Origin of the sequence: Micromonospora rhizosphaerae (assembly GCF_900091465.1) — a bacterium.
In the GTDB taxonomy this organism is placed as follows: Bacteria; Actinomycetota; Actinomycetes; order Mycobacteriales; family Micromonosporaceae; genus Micromonospora; species Micromonospora rhizosphaerae.
The window spans coordinates 1,247,036-1,269,482 of sequence record NZ_FMHV01000002.1 but is presented as its reverse complement, the minus strand read 5'-3'; the positions used below and the strand labels follow the sequence as shown (position 1 = coordinate 1,269,482).

Below are 22,447 nucleotides of genomic sequence, written 5' to 3'. Positions count from 1 at the left end.
GCCGGGAGTCGTCCGGTACCGCCGCCGCGCGGGCCTCACTGGAACAGGTTGACGTTCTTCTTCTCGGTGTCGAGGTAGTCGGCCGCGGAATCCTCCACCGCCAGCTTGATGTCGCGCAGCATCGACTGGAGGTCCTGCGAGGCGGACCGCCACCGTGCCTGCCGCTGCTCGTACGCCTGGCGGGCCTCACCGGCCCAGCTCGCCACCAGAGGCGCGGCGTCCCGCTCCAGCTGGCCGAGCTGGCTGTCGAGGGTGTTCAGCGCCTTCTGGATGTCCGCGCTGGCCTGCTGCAACGCGGCGAAGTTGACGACCAGCACACCGTGGTCCATCGGATCTCCCCTCCCCGTGGGTCAGAGCGGCAACTGCATGCCGCGGTCGGTGCCGGCGACCCGGCTGGCGGCCTCGGTGTCCGAGACGTCGTACTGCTGGCCGGCCGTGCGGATGGCGCTCGCGGTCTCCCGCAAGGCCCGCTGCAACGCCGCCTGGTCTGCCGCCCACCGCTGCTTGACCTGCTCGAACGAGCGCCCACCGGCGCCCCGCCAGGCCTGCTGCAACACCTCCAGCTCGGCCATCAGGCCGCTCAGCATCGCCTGCAACGACTGGTCCACCTGCTCGAACTTCGCTGCGGTCTGCTGCATCACCGCGGCTTCTGCCTGGGTCTGGGACACCCGGACGTCACCTCGTCTCCTCGGTCGTGGCTGGCCGCCGGAACGACCATCGTGGACGGGCCGTGGCGCGGGGCCGGCGTCGTGGGACGCAACGGCGGCGCGCTCGGCGGAACTCGTCGCTGACGGTAGCCGCCCGATCCCCGTTGTGCTACCCCCCGCCCTCCCCTGTGGACAACCATTCCGTCGCCGCACCATTACGATGAGCCATGCCAGCGTGACGATCGGCGGAGGAGGCGCGGTGACGGCGATCACGACCGGACGCCCGGCCGCAGCGGCCACCCGGCAGCCCCTCCCTCCACAGTTGAGGTCGGCCGGCTCGCGGCCGGGACCGGGGGTGCGGGCGGGTCAGGTGGTGGCGGCGCAGGTTGCCGTAGCGCTGCTCGCCGCGGCCGTCGGCCGGGGTGTCGCCGCGACCGTCGGCGCCCTGCTGCTGGCCGCCCTGCTGCTGGCTGGCGCCTGGGTGCGGGTCCGCGGCCGTTGGCTCTTCGAGTGGCTGGCCGTCGGCCTGAGCCACCTCACCCGGCGGCGGGGCCTCCCGCCGGCCGCCGCGCCGGCCGCGCTGCTGGGCCTGGTGGACCCTGGGGCCGCGGTGCGCTCCGCCGAGCTGGCCGGCCGTCCGGCCGCAGTGGTCGACGACGCCGCCGGGATGACCGCCCTGCTGGAGATCGGCGATCCCAGCGACCTGCTGGGCGACGGCCAGCGGGCCCTGCCGTCACCGCTGGCCCTGCTGCCGACGCCGGGTCCGGAGAGCCCGCCGGTCCGGATCCAGCTCCTGCTCTCCGCCTCGCCCGCGCCGGCGCCCGCCGCCGCGTCCGGCACCGCCGGGACGTCGTACCGGCAGCTCACCGACGGGCGGCTGGCGGGCAGGCAAGGGGCCGTGCTGGCCGTCCGGGTGCTCCGGCTGGACGGCTGGTCGGACGAGGAGTTGCGCCGCACCCTCTCGGGCACGGTCCGCCGGATCCTCCGCCGGCTCGGGCCGCTGACCGGCCGCCCGCTCGGCGAGCCCGCGGCGCTGCGGGCGCTCGCGGAACTGGCCCACCACGACGCCGGCGCGCCGACCCGGGAGTCCTGGCAGACGGTGCGGTCCGGCGGGCTGCTGCAGGCCACCTTCCGGCTACGGCGCTGGCCGGACCCGCGCACCGACGCCGGGCGCCGGCTGGTGCCGCGGCTGCTCGCGCTGCCGGCCACCGCCACCACGGTCTCGCTCTGCGTCGGTCCGCGCGTCGGCGCCGACCCCGCCCCGGTGCCCGCCGAGCTGACCGTACGACTGGCCGCCTGGACGGCCGGCGAGCTCTCGGTCGCCGACCGGGCGCTGCGCCGGCTCGTCGCCGACCTCGGCGGTGCGCTCCGCCGCCTCGACGGCGAGCAGCTGGCCGGCCTGGCCGGCACCCTGCCGCTCGCGGTGGCCCGGGCCGGCAAGGTGCCGGGCGGGGAGGCGTTGGACGCGCTGGAGCTGACCCTCGGCGAGGCCGGGCTGATGCTGGGTGCCAACCGGCACGGCGACGCCGTCACGGTCCGGGTGTTCCGCCCCGAGGCGGCGACCCGGCTGATGCTCGTCGGCGGGGTACCGGCCGCTCAACTCGTCGCGCTGCGCGCGATGGCGCTCGGCGCTCGGGTGGTCGTGCAGACCGCCCGGCCGCGGGTCTGGGAGCCGTTCGTCCGGGGCGTCGGCACGGTCCCGCTGATCCCGCCCGGGCGGCCGGTGGGCGGGGTGGCCGCCTCCCCGTTGCAGCCGTTGCTGCTCGTCGTCGACGCCCTGCCGGCCGCGGCCGTACCGGGGCCGCCATGGCAGTCCACCCTGGCTGTCCGGGACGAGCTGACTCCGGCGGACGTGGCCGCCCTCGCCCGGGTCGATCTGGCGATCCTGCAGCCGCTCGACGCGGGCGAGGCGGCGTTGGCCGGCGCCGCCCTCGGGCTGGGCGAGTCGGCGGTGTGGCTGACCCGGATCCGGGACGACATGGTCGCCGTGGTCAACCGCCGGGCGCTGCGCTGGGCGCTGCTGTCCCCGACGCCGATCGAGTCGCACCTGGTGGGCCGCCCCGCCCGCCGCTGAGCCGCAGATTCGTCGATCTTCACGGGTTCCGCCGGTCGACGGTCCGTGGCACGATCCCCGCCATGGGTTTTCTGAAGGGCCTTCTGATCCGGCTCGCCTCGACGGCGGTGGCCTTCTGGCTGGCAACTCTGGTCATCCCGGGCATCTCACTGAACTCCGAGTCGGTGACCGAGACGGTGACCACCCTGGTGCTGGTCGCCGCGATCTTCGGCGTGGTCAACGCCGTGCTCCAGCCGATCATCAAGACCGTCGGCTGCGGCTTCTACCTACTGACCCTCGGCCTGATCGCGCTGGTGGTCAACGGTCTGCTCTTCCTGCTCACCAGCTGGATCGCCGGCGAGGCGGGGTTGCCGTTCCACGTGGACGGCTTCTGGCCGGCCGCGGTGCTCGGCGCGCTCTTCGTCAGCATCGTCACCTGGATCCTCGGCGCCATCCTCGACCGCGACTGACCACCGCCCCGCCGATTCCCGCCCGCCGGCCCAGGCCAGTGGGCGGGAATTGGCTGGTGAGGCCAGGTTGAGCCGCAACTAGGGTCGAAGGCGTGTTCACCCTGACCCGCGCCGACGGCTACCAGCTCAGCACCGATCCCGCCCGCATCGACCTCGACCGGGTGCACCGGTGGCTCTCCACCGACGCGTACTGGGCGATCGGGCGGGACCGGGAGACGGTCGAGCGCTCCTTCGCCACCTCCATCGGGTTCGGGGTCTACCGGCCCGGGGACGGCCGCCAGGTGGCGGTGGCTCGGGTGGTCACCGACCGGGCCACCTTCGGTTGGCTCTGCGACGTCTACGTCGACCGTGGCGAGCGCGGTCGCGGGCTGGGCACCTGGCTGGCCGGCACGGTCCGCGATCACCTGGCCGAGCTGGGCGTACGGCGGATCGTGCTGGCGACCGAAGACGCGCACGGGGTGTACGCCAAGGTCGGCTTCACCCCGGTCGAACCGGACCGGTGGATGAAGTGGGCTGGGCCGGTGAGCCAGGTCACCGGAAAGGAGCGAAGGGCCGCTCCACCACTTACGGTAGAGGCGTGAACGAGATCCGCCTCGGCTACCTGTACGGGCTCGGCGCGTACCTGCTGTGGGGCTTCTTCCCGCTCTACTTCAAGCTGCTGCGCCCGGCCGGGCCGGCGGAGATCCTCGCCCACCGGATCGTCTGGTCGGTGGCCTTCGTGGCGCTGCTGCTGGCCGCCGCGCGCAACATCGGCTTCCTCCGCACGCTGCTGCGCCGGCCCCGGGCCCTGGCGGGCATCGTCGCCGCCGCTGCGGTGATCGCGGTCAACTGGGGCACCTACATCTACGGGGTGAACTCGGACCGGGTGGTGGAGACCGCCCTCGGCTACTTCATCAACCCCCTGGTGTCGGTGCTGCTCGGGGTCCTCGTGCTGCGGGAGCGGCTGCGCCCGGCCCAGTGGGCGGCGCTGGGCGTCGGCGCGCTGGCGGTGGCCGTGCTCACCGTCGACTACGGCCGGCTGCCGTACCTGGCGCTCACCCTGGCCTTCAGCTTCGCCGGGTACGGGCTGGTCAAGAAGCGGCTCGGGCTGCCCGCCGCGGAGGGGCTCTTCGTCGAGTCCGCGGTGCTGGCGCTGCCCGCGCTGGCCTACCTGGGATGGCTGGTGTGGCGGGGCGAGTCGACGTTCGGGCACGTCTCGGCCGGGCACACCGTGCTGCTGGTGCTGGCCGGCGCGGCCACCGCCATCCCGCTGCTGCTCTTCGCGGGCGCGGCGAACCGACTGCCGCTGTCCGCGCTGGGCATGCTGCAGTACCTCGCCCCGATCCTCCAGCTCGGCTGCGGGGTGCTGATCTTCCACGAGCCGATGCCGCCGGCCCGGCTGGCCGGCTTCGCCCTGGTCTGGCTCGCGCTGATCGTCTTCACCGCCGACGCCGTCCGCCACGCCCGCCGTACCCGCGCCGAGGCACGCACGCGGACCCCGGTCGCCGCCGGCGCCCGCTGATCGGGGATCAGCGGGCGTCGTAGGCCAGCACGGGGGTGTTGTCCCCGCGGAGCAGTTCCAGCCGGACCAGCTCGCCGCCGGTGAAGCGGGTGGCGCCGGTGAGTCGGACATCCTCGCCGGGGGCGGCCAGCCAGGAGCCGACCTGCTCCGTCGCGCCGTCCGGGCCGTGCGCCACCAGCCGGAAGGTCCACGCCTGGCGGCGGCCGCCCCACTGGTCGTAGCCGCAGTGCATGGTGACCTGGGTCCCCCAGTCGGTGCGGGTCAACCCGATCTCGGCGTGTACGGGCACCGTGCCGGCGACCGGCCGCATGGCCACCATCGGTACCTCCGCAGGGGTGGCGGCGTCCGGACGGGCCAGGGTCACGCCGACCCCCACCAGCACGGCGAGCACGGCGGCGGCGAGCGCGGTCAGGGCGTACCGCCGACGGGACCTGGACCGCTCGCGGCGCCGGCGGTCTCCGGCGGCGGCGAGCAGCGCGGGCAGCCGCGAGGTCTCCGACGCGGACGGTAGGAACTGCTCCAGCCCGGCCGGGTCGAGCCGGCCGAGGAGCCCGGGCAGCACGGCGATCTCGGCCACCGCCTCCCGGCAGGCCGCGCAGCCGGCCAGGTGCCGCTCGTAGGCGGCGCGCTCGCCGGGAGCGAGGGCGCCCAGCACGTACGCGCCGTCGTCGTGCGCGAACTCGCACCGGGTCATCGGGTCACCCCCATCTCGGCCAGGACCAACCGTAGTGAGCGCAGCGCGTAATGGGTGCGCGACTTCACCGTGCCCGGCGGCACGCCCAGCCGGGCGGCCGCCTCGGCCACCGACCGCCCCTGGTAGAAGCACTCGACCAGCACCTCGCGGTGGGTCGGGCTGAGCTGGTTCAACGCCTCGGCCACGGTCCACGCCTCCACCGCGCGCTCCGTTTCGTCGACCGTGTCGGCGGGCTCGGGCAGCTCGTCGGTGTAGACCTCGCCGACCCGGGTCGACCGGCGCCGCCAGGCGTCGATCGCCAGGTTCCGCGCGGTGGTGAAGAGCCAGGCGCGGACCGAGCCGCGCGTGGGGTCCAGCGCCTCCGGGTGCCGCCACGCCCGCAGCAGCGTCTCCTGCACCAGGTCCTCGGCCCGTGACCGGTCGCCGTTGACCAGCCGGAGGGCGTGCGCGAAGAGCGCGTCGGCGTGCTCGTCGTGCAACGCGCGCAGCAGTTGGGCGTCGTGGTCGCTGATGGCGCTCTCCTCCCTCGCTACGTCGACTCCGGCAGGCGGTGCGGTCGTGAGTGCATACGTGCGGTTACGCCGATCGGTTCAGCGCAGGTCAGGCCGTAGGTGTTCAGATCCGGTTGACGTCCCCGCCGAACGTACTCACCGCGCCCGGGCAGCGTCCGCCGGTATGCGCGGGCGTCAGGTCTCGGCGGCAATGCCGTCGGCGACGGCCCGGGCGACGGTGAGCAGCTTGGCCCGGACCACCCGGGCGGAGGTCATCATCTCGCTGGCCGGCAGCGCGCAGGCGAGCACCACCCGGCGCTCGATGTCCTTGTCCGGGGTGACCAGCACCGCGGCGCAGGCCACCCCCTGCCGGAACTGCCCCAGCTCCAGTTGCATGCCGCGCCGGTCACCGGCGGCGAGGTCGGCCTCGATCGCATCCACAGTGGTCAGCGTGGCGTTGGTGAACGGGCGCATGCCGTACTCCCGCAGGTAGCGGAAGCGCTGCTCGGGGGTGAGGGTGGCGAGCAGGCTCTTGCCCAGCGCGGTGGCGTGCGCCCCCTCGTCGAAGCCGGGCACCAGATCCTCCAGGTACGGCGTACGCGGCCCCTCGGCGACCGCGGTGACCGCCACCTGGCCGCCGACGAAGCGGCCCAGGAAGTGGCTGTAGCCGGTGTCCGCCGCCGCCCTCCGCAGGCTCTCGCCGACGGCGGGCGGGCCACGGAACGCGGTCACCAGCTCGCGGTATCGGTCGGCCACCTCCAGCCCGACGATGTACGTGCCGTCCTCGCGGCGGATGACGTAGCCCTCGTACGCCAGGGTGCGGACCAGGTGGTAGGTGGTGGCCACGGTCAGCTCGCAGCGGCGCGCGATCTGTTTGACGGTCAGGCCCCTTGGTGCACGGCCGACCGACTCAAGGACTCGAAGCGCACGGGACACGCTTCGGATCAGATCCGAAGGTTCCGCCAAGGGGTCGCGCACAACCACCTCCGCCGCCGCCGGGGACTTACACCATATGAAAAACTTGCCCAGCGCGAAATGCCTGTTCGGATCGAGGATGCCAGATCACCGGGCACCGGCCGGGCACCGACAGCCACGATCCGCTGCCGAAACGTGACCGGCGTAGGTTTGCCTGACGATGACCCACAGCGTGCTCGACCCCTCGCCTCCCGCGCGTGCCGTCCGGGCCAGCGCGGGCGCCATCGCCACCACCATCGCCTGCGTGCTGCCCGTCTTCCTGGTCGGCGGCCTCGCCGTTCAGATGAGCGATGACCTCCACTTCTCCCCCGCCGGGCTGGGCCTGGCCGTCTCGATCTACTTCGGCATCAGCGCGTTGGCCTCGGTACCGTCCGGGGCGCTGGTCGAGCGGTACGGGCCCGCCGTGCTGGCCCGCGCCGGCATCCTGCTCTCCGCCGGCTCCCTGCTGGCCGTGGCGGCGCTGGCCCGGTCGTACCCGATACTGGTCGGGCTGCTCGGGCTGAGCGCCGCGGCGAACGCCCTCGGCCAACTCGCCAGCAACGCCGCGCTGGCCCGGCACGTACCCGCCCACCGGCAGGGGCTGTCGTTCGGGGTGAAGCAGGCCGCCATCCCGGTCTCCACCCTGCTGGCCGGCGCGGCGGTGCCGACCATCGCCCTGACCGCCGGCTGGCGCTGGGCGTTCGTGGCCGCCGCCGTCGCCGCGCTGGCCGCGCTGCCGGCCGTACCCAGGCAGGAAGCTGGCCGGGCCCGCCGGGCCGCCAGAACCCGCGCCGGACGGGCCACGGTGGCGCTGGTGGTGGTCGGGATGGCCGCGACGCTGGCCGCGGCGGCCGCCAACGCGCTGGGCACCTTCGTGGTCGACTCCTCGGTCGGCCGGGGGCTGCCACCGGGTCTGGCCGGCCTCACCCTGACGCTGGGCAGCGCGGTCTGCGTGGCCGCCCGGGTCGGCGCCGGCTGGCTCGCCGACCGCCGGGAGACCGGCCACGTCGCGGTGATCGCCGGCATGCTGGTGGTCGGCGCGGCCGGACTGGGCCTGCTCGCGCTGGCCGGGCCGGTGCCGCTGGTGGTCGGCGTGGTGCTCGGCTTCGGGCTCGGCTGGGCCTGGCCCGGGCTGGTGAACTTCGCGGTGGTCCGGCTCCACCCCCAGGCCCCGGCCGCCGCCACCTCGATCACCCAGACCGGGGTGTACGCCGGCGGCTGCCTCGGCCCGCTCGGCCTCGGCGCCGCGGCCGCCCACCTCGGCTATCCGACGATGTGGGCGGTTGCCGCCGTCGCCATGCTCCTGGCCGCCGCCCTCATGCTCACCGGCAGCCGCCTCCTCACCCACCCCTGACACGCCCCGGCCCGGACCCGCCCGCCCGAGACCCGGTGATCATGAAGTTATGACCAGCGACACCAGGTGTCATGGCAATAACTTCATGATCACGCGCAGCAGGCGCCGGGCCGGGCGGAGGGCGGGCCGGGGGTGGGGGAGGGTGGGGTCAGCTGGTGCGGTCGGCGATGTAGTCGCAGAGGGATTCGAGCGCGCGGCGGGCCGGGTGCTGCGGCAGCGGGGCGAGCTGGGCGCGGGCGTCCTCGGCGTAGCTGCGGACCGTCTCCCGGGCACGCTTGAGCGCGGGGGACTCGCGGAGCAGGCCGAGGGCCTCGGCGTGCAGGTCGTCGTCGACCAGCGGACCGGTGGCCAGGATCTTCCGCAACCGCACGGAGGCGGCATCGGAGTCGTCCGAGGCGAGCGCGTACAGCACCGGCAGGGTGGGCACCCCCTCGCGCAGGTCGGTGCCGGGCGTCTTGCCGGACTGCACCGACTCGGAGGCGATGTCGAGCAGGTCGTCGGAGAGCTGGAAGGCCACCCCGATGGTCTCGCCGTACCCGGCCAGCGCCTCGATGTGCTCCTGGGACGCCCCGCCGAACATGCCGCCGAACCGCGCCGAGGTGGCGATCAGCGAGCCGGTCTTCCCGGCGATCACGTGCAGATAGTGGGCGACCCGGTCGTCGCCGGCCCGGGGGCCGACGGTCTCCGCGATCTGACCGTGCACCAGTTGGGAGAAGGTCCGCGCCTGCAGGCGTACCGCCTCCGGGCCCAGGTCGGCAGCGATGTCGGCGGCCCGGGCGAAGAGGTAGTCACCGACCAGGATGGCCACCGAGTTGGTCCACCGGGAGTTGGCGCTCGGGGCGCCCCGGCGTACGGCCGCCTCGTCCATCACGTCGTCGTGGTAGAGCGTCGCGAGGTGAGTGAGCTCCACCACCAGCGCGGCCGGTACGACCTCCTCGCGGGTCGGGTCGCCGAACTGCGCACCCAGCGCGACCAGCAGGGGCCGGAACCGCTTTCCACCGGCCTCCACCAGGTGCCGCGCGGCCTCGGTGACGAACGGGTCGGCACTGGTCACGGTGGCCCGCAGCTCGCCCTCGACGGCCTCGAGCAGGCCCAGCACGGACGCCTCGACGCGGGGGTCGGCGAGGTACAGGCCGAGCGCGCTGAACTGACCCGTGCCCTCCGGACCCCGACGACCGCCGGAGCCGGTGGCACCTGAACGCTCGCCAGCCGGAATCACCACGTCCTCAACCATGCCACACCCGTTCGACCTGCCCGGAGAGGGGGATACGGACCGGGGGCCGGTACGCCACGGCGTACCGGCCCCCGGTGGGAGAACCTCTGTCATCGCACGAATTCGGCGGCACCGTTGGCCAGGTCGAGCAGCGGTGCCGGCGCGACGCCCAGGACCAGGGTGGCCAGCACGCCGATCACCAGGGCCGCCGAGGTGAGCGCGCCCGGCACGGTGACCGTCGGGGTGGCGTCGCCCGGCTCGGAGAGCCACATCATCACCACGACCCGCAGGTACGGGAAGGCCAGCACCATGCTGGTCAGCACACCGGCGATCACCAGCCAGGCCTGGTTCGCGTCCAGCGCCGGGGCGAAGACGGCGAACTTGCTGGTGAACCCGCTGGTCAGCGGGATGCCGGCGAAGGCCAGCAGGATGAAGGTGAAGACCGCGGCGAAGAACGGCGACCGCCGGCCCAGCCCGGCCCAGCGGGACAGGTGGGTGGCCTCCCCGTTCTCGTCCCGGACCAGGGTCACCACGGCGAACGCGGCGAGCACCGAGAAGCCGTACGCGACCAGGTAGAACATCGTGCCGGAGAGCCCGTCCTTGCTCGGCGCCAACACGCCCACCAGCAGGTAGCCGGCGTTCGCGATCGACGAGTAGGCCAGCAGGCGCTTGATGTCCGTCTGGGTGACCGCCAGCACCGCGCCGACCAGCATGGTCAGCACCGCCACCGCGCCGAGCACCGGGGTGAAGTCCCAGGCGGCGCCGGAGAAGGCCACGTGGAAGACCCGAAGCAATGCGCCGAACGCGGCGACCTTGGTGCAGGCGGCCATGAAGCCGGTCACCGGCGTCGGAGCGCCCTGGTAGACGTCCGGCGTCCAGACGTGGAACGGCGCCGCGGCGGCCTTGAAGAGCAGGCCGATGGCGAGCAGGGCCATGCCGGCGAAGAGCAGCACCGGGCTGGCCGGCGAGTCGGTGACCGCGGCGTGCACGGTGGCGAAGTCGACCCCGGCCACCCGGCCCGGGATGCCGGAGGTGAAGCCGTAGATCAGGGCCACGCCGAAGAGGAAGAACGCCGAGGCGTACGCGCCGAGCATGAAGTACTTCAGCGCGGCCTCCTGGCTCAGCAGCCGCCGGCGGCGGGCCAGCGCGCAGAGCAGGTAGAGCGGCAGCGAGAAGACCTCGAGCGCGATGAACATGGTCAGCAGGTCGTTCGCCGCCACGAAGATCAGCATGCCGCCGATGGCGAACGTGGCCAGCGGGTACACCTCGGTGGCGCCGCTGGCGCGCGCGGCCTGGCGCCGGTCGTCGAGCGACTCGGCGGTGACCGCGGCGTGCGCCACGAACGCCCCGCCGCGCTCGACCGAGCGCTCACCGATGAGCAGCAGCGCCATCGCGGCGAGGACCAGGATGGCGCCCTGGAGGAAGAGCGTCGGCCCGTCCACGGCGATCGCCTGGCCGGCGGTGAGCAGGCGGTCGTCGGCGTTCAGGATCACCATGGTCAGCGCGCCGAGCACGGCCAGCAGGGCGAGCAGCAGCTGCACCCCGTTGCGCAGGCGCCGCGGCACGAACGCCTCGACCAGGACGCCGACCAGGGCGGCGCCCAGCATGATCAGGATCGGAGCGAGCGCCGCGTAGTCGATCGACGGCAACTTGAGCTCGGTCACTTCGCGGCCTCCTGGACGCTGCCGACCTCAGGGGCGGGATCGGTCTTGCCGACGTCCTGCATGGTCGCCCGGACGGCGGGGTTGATGACATCGGTGACCGGCTTGGGGTAGAAGCCGAGCAGCACGATGAGCGCGATCAGCGGGGCGACCACGACCTTCTCGCGCAGGCTGAGGTCCCGGCGCATGCCCTCGACCTCCTCCAAGGCCGGGTTGAGCGTGCCCTGGGTGGTGCGCTGCACCATCCACAGCACGTACGCCGCGGCCAGGATGATGCCGAGCGTGGCGATCACCGCGGCCGGCTTGTTGGTGGTGAAGGTGCCGACCAGCACCAGGAACTCGGAGACGAACGGCGCGGTGCCGGGCAGCGCCAGCGAGGCGAGACCGGCGAAGAAGAGCACCCCGGCCAGCAGCGGCACCAGCTTGCCCGCGCCGCCGAAGTCGCTGATCAGGGCCGACCCGCGGCGGGCGATCAGCATGCCGACCACCAGGAAGAGCAGGCCGGTGGCCAGGCCGTGGTTGAGCATGTAGAGCACCGCGCCGGTGCCGGCCTGGGTGGTGAAGGCGAAGATGCCGACCCCGATGAAGCCGAAGTGCGCGATCGAGGTGTAGGACACCAGCCGCTTGAGGTCGTTCTGGCCGACCGCCAGCAGCGCGGCGTAGATGATGCCGATCAGGCCCAGCGCCAGCGCCCACGGGGCGAACCATTTCGACGCCTCGGGGAACAGCGGCAGGCAGTACCGCAGGATGCCGAACGTGCCGACCTTGTCCAGCACGCCGACCAGCAGCGCCGCGGCACCGGCCGGGGCCGCGCCACCGGCGTCCGGCAGCCAGGTGTGGAACGGGAAGAACGGCGCCTTGATCGCGAACGCGAGGAAGAAGCCGAGGAACAGCCAGCGCTCGGTGCCGGTGGAGATGTCCACCTGGCTCAGCGCCTGCCAGTCGAAGGTCTTCCCGCCGACCACCCAGAGGCCGATCACCGCGGCCAGCATGAACAGGCCGCCGACCAGCGAGTAGAGGAAGAACTTGACTGCCGCGTACTGCCGCTGGTGGCCGCCGTAGCTGCCGATGAGGAAGTACATCGGCACGAGCATGACCTCGAAGAATACGTAGAACAGGAAGACGTCGGCGGCGGCGAAGACGCCGATCATCGTGCACTCGAGGACGAGCAGCAGGGCGAAGTAGACCGGCACGGACCGCCGGGACGACTCGGCGTCGTGCCAGGAGGCCAGGATCACCAGCGGCACCAGCACCGCGATCAGCATCAGCATGACCAGCGCGATGCCGTCGGCGGCGAAGGTGAAGTTGACGCCCCAGTTCGGGATCCACGGGTACGACTCGCGGAACTGGAACCGGTCACCGTCGGTCTGGAAGGTGATCCACATGATCACCGACAGCACCAGCACCAGCAGCGACCAGCCGAACGCCACCTGCTTGGCCAGCTCCGGCCGGCGGCGTGGCAGGAGCGCCACGACCAGGGCGCCGACCAGCGGTGCCACGGTCAGCACCGAGAGGAACGGGAAGTTGGACATTATTCGGCCTTACCTCCGTCGTCACTGCGTGGTCCGCCGGCGGGGGCGGCCGGGAAGAGGTCGATCACGCCAGCCACCCCGCCTGCACCGCCAGGAACGCCGCCAGCACCAGCAGCGCGCCGGTCAGGATCGAGGTCGCGTACGACCGCACGAAGCCGGTCTGCAGCCGCCGGAGCCGGCCGGAGCCACCGCCGACCGCGGCGGCGAGGCCGTTGACCAGCCCGTCGACGCCCCGGTTGTCGAGGTAGACCAGCGCTCGGGTGAGGAAGACGCCCGGCTTCTCGAAGACCGCCTCGTTGAAGGCGTCGGTGTAGAGGTTGCGGCGGGCGGCGGTCACCAGCACCCCGGCCGGCTGCGGCTCGGTGGCCGTGCCGGCGCGGAACAGGAACCACGCCAGCCCGGCGCCGGCGACCGTGACCAGGATGGAGAGCACGGTGATCAGCCAGTGCGCGAGGACCGGCTCGTGCGCCGCCTCCTGACCGCCGAGCCCGGCGGTCGCCTCGAGCCAGTGCGGGACCGAGCTGGCCATCAGCGCACCCGCGGCGACCGAACCGATCGCCAGCAGGATCAGCGGAACGGTCATCAGCCTCGGCGACTCGTGCGGGTGCTCGATGTCCTCGGTCCAGCGGGCCGGGCCGTGGAAGGTGAGCACGAAGAGCCGGGTCATGTAGAAGGCGGTCAGCCCCGCGCCGAGCAGCGCCGCGCCGCCGAAGAGCCAGGCGGTCCAGCCCTCCCGCTCGAACGCGGCCGCGATGATCGGCTCCTTCGAGAAGTAGCCGGACAGCGGAGGGATGCCGATGATCGCCAGCCAGCCCATCATGAAGGTCAGCCAGGTGGTCTTCATGTACTTGGACAGGTTGCCGAAGCGGCGGATGTCCACCTGGTCGTTCATGCCGTGCATGACCGAGCCGGCGCCGAGGAACATGTTGGCCTTGAAGAAGCCGTGCGCCAGCAGGTGGACGATGGCCAGCGCGTACGCCGCGCCGCCGAGCCCGACGCCCAGGAACATGTAGCCGATCTGGCTCACCGTGGACCAGGCCAGCACCCGCTTGATGTCGTCCTTGGCCGCGCCGATGATGCAGCCGATCAGCAGGGTCAGCGCGCCGACGCTGACCACCACGAGCTGCAGCGTGTGGTTGGCCGAGAAGATCGGGTTGGAGCGGGCGATCAGGTACACGCCCGCGGTGACCATGGTGGCCGCGTGGATGAGCGCCGACACCGGGGTCGGGCCCTCCATCGCGTCCGGCAGCCACGCCTGCAGCGGGAACTGACCGGACTTGCCGGTCGCGCCGAGCAGCAGCAGCAGGCCGAGCACCAGCACGGTGGTCGCGGTCAGGGAGCCGACCCCGTTGAAGACCTCGTCGTACTGGGTGGTGCCGAGGGTGGCGAACATGATGAAGATGCCGATGGCCAGGCCGGCGTCGCCGACCCGGTTCATCAGGAACGCCTTCTTGCCGGCGGTGGCCGCGCTCGGCCGCCCGTACCAGAAGGAGATCAGCAGGTACGACGCCAGACCGACGCCCTCCCAGCCGAAGTAGAGCATCACGTAGTTGTTGCCCAGCACCAGCAGGAGCATCGCGGCGACGAACAGGTTGAAGTACCCGAAGAACCGTCGCCGGCCCTCGTCGTGCGCCATGTACTCGACCGCGTACAGGTGGATCAGGAAGCCCACCCCGGTGATCAGGAGCACGAAGACCGCGGCCAGCGGGTCGAAGAGCAGGCCGAAGTCAACCTTGAAGTCGCCGACCGCGAGGAAGTCCCAGAGGCTCAGCTCGACCTGCTTGTTCTCCAGGCCGCCCAGCTGGAAGAAGTAGGTCAGGCCCAGCACGAAGGCGAGGCCGATGCTGGCCACCCCCAGCCAGTGCCCCCAGCGGTCGGCCCGCCGGCCGAGCAGCAGCAGGATCGCCGCACTGACCAGCGGGATCGCCACCAGCAGCCAGACGCTGCCGAGCAACCCACTGGCCGAAGCAAACTGCACAGTCTCTTCCACCGCAGGCCCCTCTAGTACTTCAGCAGGTTGGCGTCGTCGACGCTCGCGGAGCGCCGAGTCCGGAAGATCGACATGATGATCGCGAGCCCGACCACGACCTCGGCCGCGGCTACCACCATCACGAAGAACGCCATGATCTGGCCGTTCAGGTCGCCGTTGATCCGGCTGAAGGTGACCAGCGCCAGGTTGGCCGCGTTGAGCATCAGCTCGACGCACATGAACAGGACGATCGCGTTACGCCGGATCAGCACGCCGACGGCACCGATGGTGAACAGCACCGCGGCGAGGATCAGGTAGTAGTCCGGGGTCACTTCTTGTCCGTCCCCTTCAGCGAGGTCTCCTCGGCGCTCAGCTCGCGGGCCGGCAGGATCTCCGGGATGCTGCGCTCGGTCAGCCGGCCGTCGGGCAGGCGGGCCGGGGTGGCCACCGAGGTTGAGGTGGCGAAGACACCCGGACCGGGCTTCGGGCCGGGGTAGTTGCCGGGGCGGAACCGGGCCTTCATGGTGGCGACCTGGTCCATCCGGTCCTCCTTGCGCCGCTCGACGTGCGCCAGCACCATCGCGCCGACGGCCGCCGTGATCAGCAGCGCCGAGGTCAGCTCGAAGGCGAAGACGTACTTGGTGAAGAGCAGCCGGGCGATGCCCTGCACGTTCCCCTCGGCGTTGGCCTGTTGCAGGCCGACCGCCTGGACGCCGTTGAGGGCCCGGTAGATGCCGCTGCCGACCAGGCCGGCGAAGCCGAGCCCGAGCACCACCGCGGCGGTCCGCTGCCCGCGCAGCGTCTCGATCAGCGAGTCCGAGGCGTCCCGGCCCACCAGCATCAGCACGAACAGGAAGAGCATCATGATCGCGCCGGTGTAGACGATGATCTGCACCATGCCGATGAACGGGCCCGCCTGGAGCACGTAGAACACGCCCAGGCAGAGCATGGTCAGCACCAGCCAGAGCGCCGAGTGAACCGCGTTGCGGGCCCACACCATGCCGATCGCGCCGATCAGCGCCAGCGGGGCGAGGATCCAGAAGGTCACCGCCTCGCCGCCGGAGACCGAGGCCGCCTCGGCGAGCACAGTCTGCGTGGTCATGCCGTGTCTCCCTTGCCTGCCGCAGCCCGCTGGGCGGCCTGCTCGGCGCCCGGGAACGTCACGCCGGGGTGCTCGTCCAGCTGGTACCGGCCCGGCCCCATCGGGGAGTGCTCGGCACCGGCCGAGGTACCCGGGTTGGTCAGCCCGCCGACGTAGTAGTCCTTCTCGCTGTCGCCCAGCCGCATCGGGTGCGGCGGCTGCTCCATCCCCGGCAGCAGCGGCGCGAGCAGCTGCTCCTTGGTGAAGATCAGGTCCTGCCGGTTGTCCCGGGCCAACTCGTACTCGTTGCTCATGGTGAGCGAACGGGTCGGGCAGGCCTCGATGCAGAGCCCGCAGAAGATGCAGCGGGCGTAGTTGATCTGGTAGACGCTGGCGTACCGCTCACCCGGGGAGAAGCGCTGATCCTCGGTGTTGTCGCCACCCTCCACGTAGATCGCGTCGGCCGGGCAGGCCCAGGCGCAGAGCTCGCACCCGATGCACTTCTCCAGCCCGTCCGGGTGCCGGTTGAGGATGTGCCGCCCGTGGTAGCGCGGCGCCGAGACCGGCGGCTTGAACGGGTAGTCGGTGGTGACGACCTTCCTGAACATGTGCGAGAAGGTGACCCCGAAGCCCTTGAACGTTCCGGTGATCGCGCCCACGTCACACCTCCCTGGAGTCCGAGCCGGCGGCGATGTTGGCCGGCTCCCGCTCGGCGACCACGCGCTTGGTGCGCGGGCTCGGTGGTACCTGCAGGTCCATCGGGGGCAGCGGGAAGCTGCCGTGCGGACGGCTGTTGACCTGTTCCTGGACCGTCGGCTTCGGTTCCTTCTTCCGGCTCGGCCAGAAGAGCGTGGCCAGCAGCAGCACGCCCGCGCCGATCGCGGTGGCGAGCAGCCGGTCCCGGGTCTGCCAGTCCTCGACCGAGCGCAGCCCGGAGAGGACCAGGATCCAGACCAGGTTGATCGGGAGCAGGACCTTCCAGCCGAAGCGCATGAACTGGTCGTAACGGAGCCGGGGCAGCGTGCCCCGCAGCCAGACGAAGACGAAGACCAGGATCAGCACCTTGCCGAAGAACCACAGCATCGGCCACCAACCCGAGTTGGCGCCCGACCACAGGGTGATCGGCCAGGGTGCCCGCCAGCCGCCGAGGAACAGCGTGGTGGTGACCGCGGACATGGTCACCATCGAGACGTACTCGGAGAGCATGAAGAGCGCGAACTTCAGCGAGCTGTACTCGGTCATGAAGCCCGCGACCAGCTCCGATTCCGCCTCGGGCAGGTCGAACGGCGCCCGGTTGGTCTCACCGACGGTGGCGATGAAGAAGATGATGAAGCTGGGCAGCAGCAGGATCGCGTACCAGCCCGGCGCCGGGATCTCGGTGCCCAGGACGGTCAGCCGGGTGGCGTCGCCCTGCGCGGCGACGATCCCGCTGGTGGACATCGTGCCGGCGGTCATGAACACCGCCACGATGCTCAGCCCCATGGCGACCTCGTACGAGATCATCTGGGCGCTGGACCGCAGACCACCGAGCAGCGGGTACGTCGAGCCGGAGGCCCAGCCGCCGAGCACGATGCCGTAGATGCCCATGGAGGAGCAGGCGAGAATCACCAGCACCGCCACCGACACGTCGGTGACCTGCAGCGGCGTGTGGTGGCCGAAGATGCTCACCATCGGGCCGAACGGCACCACCGACAGCGCGGTGACCGCGCAGATCACCGAGATGGTCGGCGCGAAGAAGAAGACCACCTTGTCGGCCGTCCGCGGGAGGATGTCCTCCTTGAAGGCCATCTTCAGACCGTCGGCGAGCGTCTGCAGCAGGCCGAACGGGCCGACCTGGTTGGGGCCGGGCCGCACCTGCATGAAGCCGACGACCCGCCGCTCGAACCAGACGCCGAGCAGCGTGGCCAGCAGACCGAAGACGAAGGCGAAGAGGATCTTGCCGAGGACCAGCCACCACGGATCCTTGCCGAAGTCGGCCAGCGTCGGGTCCTGCGCGGCGAGATAGAGGTTCACTGGACACTCCCGGAGTTGAGGAGCGGACCCGGGCGACCGGCCACATCCGCGGCGACCGGGCCGGTCGCGGCGGGAGCGGAGATCCGTACGACCGCGCCGGACGTCGCGCCGAGGCTGCGCCGCACGGTCGAGCCGGGTGAGTTCGTCGGCAGCCAGACGACGCCGTCCGGCATCTCGGTGATCGCCGCCGGCAGGGTCACGGCCCCGCGGTCGGTGCCCACCGTCACCGGGTCACCGTCGGCGACGCCGATCGCCTCGGCGGTGCCCTTGCCCAGCCGGACCACCGGCGGGCGGGCGGTGCCGGCGAGGTGCTCGTCGCCGTCGGTCAGGCTGCCCAGGTCGATCAGCTGGTGCCAGGTGGCCAGCACGGCCTCGCCGGCGCCGGGCTGCGGCACCGCCGCCGGCGCGACGGACGGCGCGGCCGGGCGGTCCACCCGGGTCGGCGGCAGGGCGCCCAGTTCCCGGCGGACGCCCATCACGTCACCGGTGCCGAGCCGCACGTCGAGCTGCGCGGCGAGCGCGTCCAGCACCCGGCCGTCGGTCATCGCGCCGGTCTCCAGCACCGCCTCGAAGGTGCGCAGCCGGCCCTCCCAGTCCAGGAAGCTGCCGGCCTTCTCGACCACCGGCGCGACCGGGAAGACCACGTCCGCCCGGCGGGCCACCGCGCTGTTCCGCTGCTCGAGGCTGACCAGGAACGGCACCGCGTCCAGGGCCTGCTCGGCCAGGCGCGGGTCGGCCAGGTCGGCCGGGTCGGCGCCGGCCACCACCAGCGCGCCGAGCTGGCCGTTCGCGGCCGCGGCGATGATGCCGTCGGTGTCCCGGCCGGCCTGGCTCGGGATAACCCCGGCCGCGATGTCCCAGGCCTCGCCGAGCTCGGCCCGGGCGGCCGGCTCGGTGACCAGGCGGCCACCGGGGAGCAGGTTGGGCAGGCAGCCGGCGTCGATCGCGCCGCGGTCGCCCGCGCGCCGCGGCACCCAGGCCAGCTTCGCCCCGGTACGCCGGGCGACGTCCGCCGCGGCGGAGAGTCCGCCCGGCACGGAGGCCAGCCGCTCGCCGACGATCAGGATCGCGCCCTCGGCGCTCAGCGCCTCGGCCACCGTGGCGTGCTCGGCCAGCACGCTGGCCTCCTCGCCCGGCACCACCCGGGCCAGCTTGGCCCCGAGCTTCTCCAGGCCCCGCGTCGCGAACGGCGCGATCGCGTACACCGTCAGCTTCTTCTTCAGGTACGCCTTGCGCAGGCGCAGGAAGAGGATCGGGCACTCCTCCTCCGGCTCCAGGCCGACCAGCACCACCGCGGGCGCGTTCTCCACGTCCGCGTAGGTGACGTCGGTGACCCCGGCGACGTTGCTGGCCAGGAAGTCGGCCTCCTCGCGGGAGACCGGCCGGGCCCGGAAGTCGATGTCGTTGGTGTTCAGCGCGACCCGGGCGAACTTCGCGTACGCGTAGGCGTCCTCGACGGTCAGCCGGCCGCCGGTCAGCACCGCGGTGCCCTGGCCAGAGTCCCGGGCGGCGCGCAGCCCCTCGGCGGCCCGGGTGAGCGCCTCGCTCCAGGACGCCTCGCGCAGCTCGCCGGTCCGCTCGTCGCGGACCATCGGGGTGGTGATCCGGTCGAAGGCGCGGGTGTACTGGAAGCCCCACCGCCCCTTGTCGCAGTTCCACTCCTCGTTCACCGCCGGGTCGTCGCCGGCCAACCGGCGCAGCACCTTGCCGCGCCGCCAGTCGGTGCGCTGGGCGCAGCCGGCGGAGCAGTGCTCGCAGGCACTCGGGGTGGAGACCAGGTCGAACGGGCGGGCCCGGAACCGGTACTGGGTGCCGGTCAGGGCGCCCACCGGGCAGATCTGCACGGTGTTCCCGGAGAAGTACGAGTTGAACGGCACATCCCCGGAGTCGCCGTCCTCGCCGTACGCGTCGTCCCGGTAGATGTTGATCTCCTCGGCGGACGACCGGTTCATCAGGTCGATGAACTTGTCACCGGCGATCTCCTCCGAGAACCGGGTGCACCGCTGGCAGAGCACGCAGCGCTCGCGGTCGAGCAGCACCTGGGTGCTGATCGGCAGCGGCTTCGGGTACTCCCGCTTGTGCTCGTGGAACCGCGAGTCCGTCCGGCCGGTGGACATCGCCTGGTTCTGCAGCGGGCACTCACCGCCCTTGTCACACATCGGGCAGTCGAGCGGGTGGTTCACCAGCAGCAGCTCCATGATCCCCTCCTGCGCCTTCTTGGCGACCGGAGAGGTGAGCTGGGTACGGACCACCATGCCGTCGGCGACGGTCTGCGTGCAGGAGGCGACCGGCTTGCGCTGGCCCTCCACCTCCACCAGGCACTGCCGGCAGGCGCCGGCCGGGGCCAGCAGCGGGTGGTCGCAGAAGCGGGGGATCTCGGTGCCCAGCTGCTCCGCGACCCGGATCAGCAGGGCGCCCTTGGGGGCGGTGACCTCGACGCCGTCGATGGTGAGGGTGACGGTCTCGGTCTGCTTGGCTACGTCGGTCATTAGTGGGCTCCCACCAGCTGCTTGTCCGACAGCTTCGGCGCGGTACGTCCCTCGATGTAGTCGAGGTAGTCCTGCTTGAAGTACTTCAGCGACGAGGTCACCGGGCTGGTCGCACCGTCACCCAGGCCGCAGAACGAGCGGCCGAGGATGTTGTCGCAGGTGTCGAGCAGGGTGTCCAGGTCCTCGTGGGTGCCCTGGCCGGCCAGGATGCGCCGGTAGACCCGGACCATCCAGTAGTTGCCCTCGCGGCACGGGGTGCACTTGCCACACGACTCGTGGTGGTAGAACTCCAGCCACCGGTAGGTCGCGTACACCGGGCAGTCCTGGTCGGAGAAGATCTGGGTGGCCGTGGTGCCCAGGATCGAGCCGGCCGCCGCCACCCCCTCGAAGTCCAGCGGCACGTCCAGGTGCTCGGCGGTGAGCAGGGGGGTGGACGAACCGCCCGGGGTCCAGAACTTCAGGTTGTGCCCGGGCTGCATCCCGCCGGCCAGCTCGATCAGCTCGCGCAGGGTGATCCCCATCGAGCACTCGTACTGGCCCGGGTTGGCGATCCGGCCGGAGAGCGAGTAGATCATCGGGCCGGACGACTTCTCCGTCCCCATGGTCTTCCACCAGTCCGCGCCGCCCAGCACGATGTACGGCACGCTGGCGATGGTGCCGACGTTGTTGACCACGGTCGGGCTGGCGTACAGGCCGTGGGTCGCCGGGAACGGCGGGCGGAGCCGGGGCTGGCCCCGGAACCCCTCCAGCGAGTCCAGCAGCGCGGTCTCCTCACCGCAGATGTACGCCCCGGCGCCGGAGTGCACCACCAGCTCCAGGTCGAAGCCCAAGCCGAGGATGTTCTTCCCGAGGTAGCCCCTGGCGTACGCCTCCTGGACCGCGTTGCGCAGCCGGCGGGCGGCGTGCACCGCCTCGCCCCGGATGTAGATGTACGCCCGGTTGGCCCGGATCGCGTACGACGCGATGATCACGCCCTCGATCAGCGAGTGCGGGTCGTGGGTCATCAGCGGCAGGTCCTTGCAGGTACCCGGCTCGCCCTCGTCGGCGTTGACCACCAGGTAGTGCGGCTTGCCGTCGCCCTGCGGGATGAACCCCCACTTGAGACCGGTCGGGAAGCCGGCGCCGCCCCGACCGCGCAGCCCGGAGTCCTTGATCAGCTGGATCAGGTCGTCCGGGTGGGCCTTGAGCGCCTTGCGCAGGGCGGCGTAGCCGTCCAGCTTCTCGTAGGTGTCGAGCCGCCAAGCGTCCGGCGAGAGCCAGCGCTTGGTCAGCACCGGGGTCAGCTTGGCCAGCGTCTCGGGCCGAGGCGTCGTCACTTCTGAGCCTCCTTGAGGTTGCGCTCCTGCGCCCCGGCCTCGTCGCCGGCGGGCTTGGCGTCACCGGCCGGCGGGTTGGCCGCCGCGCCGGCGGCCTCCGCCTTCTGCGCGTCGCGCGGCGCCGGGGGCACGCCGTCCGCCGGGACCTTGGTGCCGGGGGCGTCCGGCACGGCGGTCTTCGCGTCCGGCTGCCGGGTCTCCGCGGTACGCACCTGCGGCGACTTGTCGTCCGGCGCCTTCACGTCCGGCGCGGTGCTGCCGGTGGCCGGCTCCGGCTTGGCGGCGGCCTTCGCCTGCTCCGCGGCCCTGTCGGCCTCGGCCTTGCTCCGGATCGGGGTGTTCGGGTCGAAGCCCGGCACCGAGACGCCATGCTGCTCGGCCAGGCGCAGGCCGCGCAGGCTCGGCTCGCCCGGCCCGCCGTCGGCGACCGCGCCCTGGCGCTCGTCAGCGAAGCCGGCGAGCTGCACCGACATCTCCTTGAGCGTGCAGAGCCGGGCGCCCCGGGTCGGCATCGGCCGCCCGCCGGCCCGCAACTCCTCGACCACGCCGACCGCGGTCTGCGGGTCGACCCCGTCGAAGAAGTCGTAGTTGACGGTCATCACCGGGCCGTAGTCGCAGGCCGCCAGGCACTCGGCGTGCTCCAGGGTGATCTTGCCGTCCTCGGTGGTCTCGTCGTGCCCGACGCCGAGGTGCTCGACGAGGGTGTCGTAGACCGCCTGGCCACCGAGCACGTTGCACATCGTGTTGGTGCAGACGCTGACCAGGTAGTCGCCGGTCGGCTTGCGCTTGTACATGGTGTAGAAGGTGGCCACCGCGCCGACCTGGGCCTTGTTCAGCCCGAGCACCTCGGCGCAGAACTCGACGCCGGCCGGGGAGACGTAGCCCTCCTCGGACTGGACCAGGTGCAGCAGCGGCAGCAGCGCCGAGCGGGACCGGTCCGCCGGGTACCGGGCGATGATCTCCCGCGCCCGCTGCCGGGTCTCTTCAGTGAAAACACTCATCAGAGTCG

The 22,447-nt window shown here is 72.2% G+C and carries 21 protein-coding genes; 5 read left to right on the top strand and 16 right to left on the bottom strand.

From position 1 onward, the window contains the following. Positions 1–35 precede the first annotated feature (35 nt). Together GA0070624_RS06190 and GA0070624_RS06185 are read right to left on the bottom strand one after the other, a co-directional pair. Positions 36–329, bottom strand: coding sequence for a WXG100 family type VII secretion target (locus GA0070624_RS06190; RefSeq protein ID WP_091337445.1), 294 nt, complete (start codon positions 327–329; stop codon positions 36–38). Between the two features lie 21 nt (positions 330–350). Continuing rightward, on the bottom strand, positions 351–668 hold the full coding sequence (locus GA0070624_RS06185; RefSeq protein ID WP_091337443.1) for a WXG100 family type VII secretion target: 318 nt from the start codon (positions 666–668) through the stop codon (positions 351–353). Between the two features lie 238 nt (positions 669–906). Between GA0070624_RS06185 and eccE the strand changes: the two genes are divergently transcribed. The 4 genes from eccE to rarD all read left to right on the top strand — a co-directional run bounded on the left by eccE (position 907) and on the right by rarD (position 4,671). Continuing rightward, positions 907–2,721: a type VII secretion protein EccE gene (gene eccE / locus GA0070624_RS06180; protein ID WP_245718674.1), complete on the top strand. Its 1,815-nt coding sequence runs from the start codon at positions 907–909 to the stop codon at positions 2,719–2,721. Positions 2,722–2,783: 62 nt separating this feature from the next. Next, positions 2,784–3,170, top strand: coding sequence for a phage holin family protein (locus GA0070624_RS06175; protein ID WP_091337438.1), 387 nt, complete (start codon positions 2,784–2,786; stop codon positions 3,168–3,170). Positions 3,171–3,262: 92 nt separating this feature from the next. Next, entirely contained in the window at positions 3,263–3,751 is a 489-nt protein-coding gene (locus GA0070624_RS06170) for a GNAT family N-acetyltransferase (RefSeq protein ID WP_091337436.1), read from the top strand. Beyond that, a complete protein-coding gene (rarD, locus tag GA0070624_RS06165) occupies positions 3,748–4,671 on the top strand; it encodes an EamA family transporter RarD (protein ID WP_091337434.1) in 924 nt (307 codons plus the stop codon). Before GA0070624_RS06170 ends, rarD begins: the two co-directional genes overlap by 4 nt. Positions 4,672–4,678: 7 nt before the next feature. Here the strand turns inward: rarD and GA0070624_RS06160 are convergent, their stop codons facing one another. The 3 genes from GA0070624_RS06160 to GA0070624_RS06150 all read right to left on the bottom strand — a co-directional run bounded on the left by GA0070624_RS06160 (position 4,679) and on the right by GA0070624_RS06150 (position 6,834). Beyond that, positions 4,679–5,365, bottom strand: a complete 687-nt coding sequence (locus GA0070624_RS06160) for an anti-sigma factor family protein (RefSeq protein ID WP_091337432.1) — start codon at positions 5,363–5,365, stop codon at positions 4,679–4,681. Beyond that, on the bottom strand, positions 5,362–5,856 hold the full coding sequence (locus GA0070624_RS06155; RefSeq protein ID WP_245719125.1) for a sigma-70 family RNA polymerase sigma factor: 495 nt from the start codon (positions 5,854–5,856) through the stop codon (positions 5,362–5,364). The genes GA0070624_RS06160 and GA0070624_RS06155 overlap by 4 nt, the downstream gene beginning before the upstream one ends. A 195-nt stretch (positions 5,857–6,051) precedes the next feature. Continuing rightward, positions 6,052–6,834: an IclR family transcriptional regulator gene (locus GA0070624_RS06150; RefSeq protein WP_091337428.1), complete on the bottom strand. Its 783-nt coding sequence runs from the start codon at positions 6,832–6,834 to the stop codon at positions 6,052–6,054. A 157-nt stretch (positions 6,835–6,991) separates the two neighbouring features. Between GA0070624_RS06150 and GA0070624_RS06145 the strand changes: the two genes are divergently transcribed. Next, positions 6,992–8,164, top strand: a complete 1,173-nt coding sequence (locus tag GA0070624_RS06145; protein ID WP_091337427.1) for an MFS transporter — start codon at positions 6,992–6,994, stop codon at positions 8,162–8,164. 148 nt (positions 8,165–8,312) lie between these two features. On the opposite strand, the gene GA0070624_RS06140 is transcribed toward GA0070624_RS06145, so the two are convergent. The 11 genes from GA0070624_RS06140 to nuoE all read right to left on the bottom strand — a co-directional run bounded on the left by GA0070624_RS06140 (position 8,313) and on the right by nuoE (position 22,439). After that, complete coding sequence (locus tag GA0070624_RS06140) at positions 8,313–9,398, bottom strand: polyprenyl synthetase family protein (protein WP_091337425.1); 1,086 nt, start codon at positions 9,396–9,398, stop codon at positions 8,313–8,315. An 89-nt stretch (positions 9,399–9,487) separates the two neighbouring features. After that, the gene (nuoN, locus tag GA0070624_RS06135; protein ID WP_091337424.1) at positions 9,488–11,041 is read right to left on the bottom strand and encodes an NADH-quinone oxidoreductase subunit NuoN; all 1,554 of its coding nucleotides are present in this window, start codon (positions 11,039–11,041) and stop codon (positions 9,488–9,490) included. Beyond that, complete coding sequence (locus GA0070624_RS06130; RefSeq protein ID WP_091337422.1) at positions 11,038–12,570, bottom strand: NADH-quinone oxidoreductase subunit M; 1,533 nt, start codon at positions 12,568–12,570, stop codon at positions 11,038–11,040. Before GA0070624_RS06130 ends, nuoN begins: the two co-directional genes overlap by 4 nt. 64 nt (positions 12,571–12,634) lie before the next feature. Continuing rightward, positions 12,635–14,560 (bottom strand): NADH-quinone oxidoreductase subunit L, encoded by a 1,926-nt coding sequence (gene nuoL, locus GA0070624_RS06125; protein ID WP_091337420.1) that lies wholly within the window; start codon positions 14,558–14,560, stop codon positions 12,635–12,637. Between the two features lie 11 nt (positions 14,561–14,571). Further along, positions 14,572–14,871, bottom strand: coding sequence for an NADH-quinone oxidoreductase subunit NuoK (gene nuoK / locus GA0070624_RS06120; protein WP_091337418.1), 300 nt, complete (start codon positions 14,869–14,871; stop codon positions 14,572–14,574). Further along, positions 14,868–15,641, bottom strand: a complete 774-nt coding sequence (locus tag GA0070624_RS06115; RefSeq protein ID WP_091337417.1) for an NADH-quinone oxidoreductase subunit J — start codon at positions 15,639–15,641, stop codon at positions 14,868–14,870. Before GA0070624_RS06115 ends, nuoK begins: the two co-directional genes overlap by 4 nt. Beyond that, positions 15,638–16,279 (bottom strand): NADH-quinone oxidoreductase subunit NuoI, encoded by a 642-nt coding sequence (nuoI, locus tag GA0070624_RS06110; protein WP_091337415.1) that lies wholly within the window; start codon positions 16,277–16,279, stop codon positions 15,638–15,640. Before nuoI ends, GA0070624_RS06115 begins: the two co-directional genes overlap by 4 nt. Before the next feature lies 1 nt (position 16,280). Beyond that, on the bottom strand, positions 16,281–17,633 hold the full coding sequence (nuoH, locus tag GA0070624_RS06105) for an NADH-quinone oxidoreductase subunit NuoH (protein WP_091337413.1): 1,353 nt from the start codon (positions 17,631–17,633) through the stop codon (positions 16,281–16,283). Continuing rightward, on the bottom strand, positions 17,630–20,122 hold the full coding sequence (locus tag GA0070624_RS06100; protein WP_091337412.1) for an NADH-quinone oxidoreductase subunit G: 2,493 nt from the start codon (positions 20,120–20,122) through the stop codon (positions 17,630–17,632). The genes nuoH and GA0070624_RS06100 overlap by 4 nt, the downstream gene beginning before the upstream one ends. Next, on the bottom strand, positions 20,122–21,438 hold the full coding sequence (nuoF, locus tag GA0070624_RS06095) for an NADH-quinone oxidoreductase subunit NuoF (RefSeq protein WP_091337410.1): 1,317 nt from the start codon (positions 21,436–21,438) through the stop codon (positions 20,122–20,124). The genes GA0070624_RS06100 and nuoF overlap by 1 nt, the downstream gene beginning before the upstream one ends. Then, positions 21,435–22,439, bottom strand: a complete 1,005-nt coding sequence (gene nuoE, locus GA0070624_RS06090; RefSeq protein WP_091337408.1) for an NADH-quinone oxidoreductase subunit NuoE — start codon at positions 22,437–22,439, stop codon at positions 21,435–21,437. Before nuoE ends, nuoF begins: the two co-directional genes overlap by 4 nt. Positions 22,440–22,447: the final 8 nt, after the last annotated feature.